A 3,141-nucleotide genomic window follows, 5' to 3' on the forward strand; every position below is an offset into this window, starting at 1 on the left:
CCGGCCGTGTTCACCGACGCCGATGGGTCCAGCTACATCTATTTCGGCGGCATCTGGGGCGGCCAGCTGCAGAAGTGGGCCAAGGGGCACTATGACGCCAGCGTCGGCGACACCGACCTGAAGCAGGACGCCAAGCCGGCGTTGACCGCCAAGATCGCCAAGCTGTCGCCCGACATGAAAACCTTCGCGGAGACGCCGCGCGACGTCGTCATCCTGGGGCAGGACGGCAAACCCCTGCTGGGCGGCGACCACGAGCGGCGCTTCTTCGAGGCGTCATGGATGTACAAGCGCGGCGGCACCTACTACTTCACCTATTCCACCGGCGACACCCACTTCCTGGCCTATGCCACCGGCGACAACCCTTATGGCCCCTTCACGTACCAGGGCCATTTCCTGCTGCCGGTCCAGGGCTGGACCACCCACCATTCCATCGTCGACTGGGGTGGCAAGACCTGGCTGTTCTATGCCGACAACCAGCTGAGCGGCAAGAACCACCTGCGCAACGTCAAAGTGACGGAGCTGCACTTCAACGCCGACGGCTCGATCCAGACCGTGGATCCCTTCGTGCCGTGATCCGGGCGGGGAGGGCGGCCGGATGCCCGTTCTTCCCTCCCCCATCTTGGCCTTCTCAACCTTGGCCTTCCCAACCTTGGACAGGGCCGTGGTATAACGGCTGCCACAATTCCGCATCCGAAAGCCTGGTCCCATGGCCGTCCGCCGTTCCGAGATTTGCTATACCTGCCGCCATTGGCTGGGCGGCGGCGTTCGGGAGCGGGGGCCCAAGGGGCAGTGCCGGCGCTATCCGCCGGTGGTGACAGACCGGGCGCCGGCCGGCGTCTTCCCCACCACCCTGTCCACCGACTGGTGCGGGGAATGGCTGCGCAACGCCGGTTTGAAGGCGGAAACCGATCCCGGTCCCGACACGGATGAGGATGTGATGGTGGATGACCGCCCCCTGGCCGCCGTGCGCGCGGACGCGGCGGCGGCCCGGCAGGGGACCGGCCGCCAGGAACAGCCCCGGCAGCCCGGTCCGCCGCCGGATGAGGGCAACCTGTACGACGAGCTGTGAGCGTCAGCGGTCCAGGAACGCCAGCGCTGCCCTGTTGAACTCGTTCGGCCGCTCGAAGTGGACCAAGTGGCCCACCCCGTCGAACACCGTCACCTGGGCGTCGGGCATGGTCGCCGCGATGGCCCTGGCGTTGTCGGCGTTATGGCCCATGCCGGCGCCCAGCTCCTTGGTGGTGTAAGGCTTGCCGGGCGCGTTGTGGTCGGCGGAGCCCATGATGAACAGGGTGGGCGTGGCGATCAGCCGGTATTCGTGCACCACCGGCTGGTCGTGGATCATCTGGTAGGACTTGATGAAGGACTTCACCCAGCGCGGATATTCCCCGCTGGCCTTCAGCCGCTCGCGCAGGGTGACGAAGGGCTCGATCTCCGCCACGGGGATGGAGATGGAATAGCTGTTCTTCAGGAAATTGCGATAGGCGTCGGCGGTCAGGCCGTATTCGCGGTCATAGAGGAAGGCGTCGGTCACCGGCGGCACCGTCAGGCGGTAATCCTCCAGCCCCACCGGCGCCTCCAGCACCAGGCGGCGCACCCGATCCGGATAAGTCCGGGTGAAGCGGGCGGCCAGCATGCCGCCGAGGGAGTGGCCCACCAGGTCCACCTGCCGGATGCCCAGGCTGTCCAACAGGCCGGCCGTATTGGCGGCGAAGAAATCGAAGCTGTAGGGCAGGTCCGGCTTGGAGGATTTGCCGAAGCCGATCTGGTCGGTGGCGATGACGCGATAGCCGTCAGCGGCGAAGGCGCTGATCACCGTGTCCCAGTAGCTGGCCGGGAAGTTGCGGCCATGCAGCAGCAGCGCCACCCGGCCGTTGGGCTTTCCGGTGGGCGCCACATCCATATAGGCCTGGCGCAGGGTCTGCCCCTCCACCGTGAACTCGTAATAACTGACGGGGAAGGGATAGGGCCATCCCTCGAGCGCGATGCCGATGGGTTCCGCCGTCGCCGGCGCGATGGTGCTCGCCCCCGCTGTTGAGAAGACAACGGGGCTGGCCGCCAGGACAGCCGCCAGCATCAGGGGAAACACGCGCATGGGGATGGCCCTTTTGCTGATCAGGCGATGAAATCGACCACGCCGCCGTCGACGCGCAGGGCGGCGCCATTGGTGGCGGACGCCTGGGGGGAGCAGGCGTAGACCACCATGTTCGCCACCTCCTCCACCGTCGCCGTCCGCTGGATCAGTGAACTGGGGCGGAAGGCGCGCACGAAATCGGCGCCGACCTCCTCGATCGGCTTGCCGGTCTTGGCCACTTGGTCCTTCAGCATGGCCTCCACGCCTTCCGACAGGGTGGGGCCGGGCAGGACGGCGTTGACGGTGACCTTGCTGCCGCGCGTCAGCTTGGCCAGGCCACGCGACACCGCCAGCTGGGCCGTCTTGCTGAAGCCGTAATGGATCATCTCCACCGGGATGTTCAGGCCGGATTCGGAGGAGATGAAGATGACGCGGCCCTGGTTGCGCTCCAGCATGCCCTTGAGGTAGGCGCGGGACAGGCGCACGCCCGACAGGACGTTGACCTCGAACATGCGGGTCCAGTCCTCATCCGGCGTCTCGAAGAAGTCCTTGGGCTCGAAGATGCCGGCGTTGTTGACCAGGATGTCGGCCTGGGGCACGGCCTCCAGCAAGGCGGCGGCACCCTCGGCCGTGCTGACGTCGGCGGCCACGCCGCGCACGTCCGAGCCGGGCACGAGCTCACCCAGTTTGGCCACGGCCGCTGTGACGGTGGCCTGGCTGCGGCCGTTCAGCACCACGGCGGCGCCGGCCTGGGCCAGCCCCTGGGCGATGGCGAAGCCGATGCCGGCGGTGGAACCGGTGATGACGGCTGTCTGGCCGCTCAGATCGATATGCATGATTCTTCTCTCTCTTTCAGGGGGAAAGGGGCGCTGGGTCAGGCTAGGGCGCCGCCGCCGTCGACATAGGTAACGCTGCCGGTCAGATAGGGATTGACCATTCCCGCGATAATTTGCACGGCGATGTCCTGGCCTTGGCGGGTGACACCGATGACCAGCACGTCCCTGTCTGACAGGTCGAACATTCGCTGGCGTCCTTTCGCCCATGTTTGCGTGGCCTTGGATCTAGCA

The 3,141-nt window shown here is 66.6% G+C and carries 5 protein-coding genes; 2 read left to right on the plus strand and 3 right to left on the minus strand.

The window, feature by feature from the left end; all coding sequences use genetic code 11:
* Both I55_RS23710 and I55_RS38650 read left to right on the plus strand, forming a co-directional pair.
* The coding region (locus tag I55_RS23710; RefSeq protein ID WP_044563102.1) for a family 43 glycosylhydrolase at positions 1-573 on the plus strand (573 nt) is incomplete at its 5' end.
* Positions 574-706: 133 nt separating this feature from the next.
* The gene (locus I55_RS38650) at positions 707-1,069 is read left to right on the plus strand and encodes a hypothetical protein (RefSeq protein WP_252181288.1); all 363 of its coding nucleotides are present in this window, start codon (positions 707-709) and stop codon (positions 1,067-1,069) included.
* Positions 1,070-1,072: 3 nt separating this feature from the next.
* On the opposite strand, the gene I55_RS23720 is transcribed toward I55_RS38650, so the two are convergent.
* The 3 genes from I55_RS23720 to I55_RS37335 all read right to left on the minus strand — a co-directional run.
* Positions 1,073-2,095, minus strand: a complete 1,023-nt coding sequence (locus tag I55_RS23720; protein WP_044563103.1) for an alpha/beta hydrolase — start codon at positions 2,093-2,095, stop codon at positions 1,073-1,075.
* Positions 2,096-2,115: 20 nt separating this feature from the next.
* A complete protein-coding gene (locus I55_RS23725) occupies positions 2,116-2,910 on the minus strand; it encodes an SDR family NAD(P)-dependent oxidoreductase (protein WP_044563104.1) in 795 nt (264 codons plus the stop codon).
* 38 nt (positions 2,911-2,948) lie between these two features.
* Positions 2,949-3,141, minus strand: a 193-nt coding sequence (locus tag I55_RS37335) for a hypothetical protein (protein WP_211100320.1), incomplete at its 5' end; no start/stop codon positions are given.

The organism is Azospirillum sp. B4, from assembly GCF_000333275.1.
Lineage (GTDB): Bacteria > Pseudomonadota > Alphaproteobacteria > Azospirillales > Azospirillaceae > Nitrospirillum.

Bases quoted from the DNA above. Each gene is read 5' to 3' on its own strand.
- I55_RS38650 (WP_252181288.1), top strand. From the start codon at position 707: ATGGCCGTCCGCCGTTCCGAGATTTGCTATACCTGCCGCCATTGGCTG.
- I55_RS23720 (WP_044563103.1), bottom strand. From the start codon at position 2,095: ATGCGCGTGTTTCCCCTGATGCTGGCGGCTGTCCTGGCGGCCAGCCCC.
- I55_RS23725 (WP_044563104.1), bottom strand. From the start codon at position 2,910: ATGCATATCGATCTGAGCGGCCAGACAGCCGTCATCACCGGTTCCACC.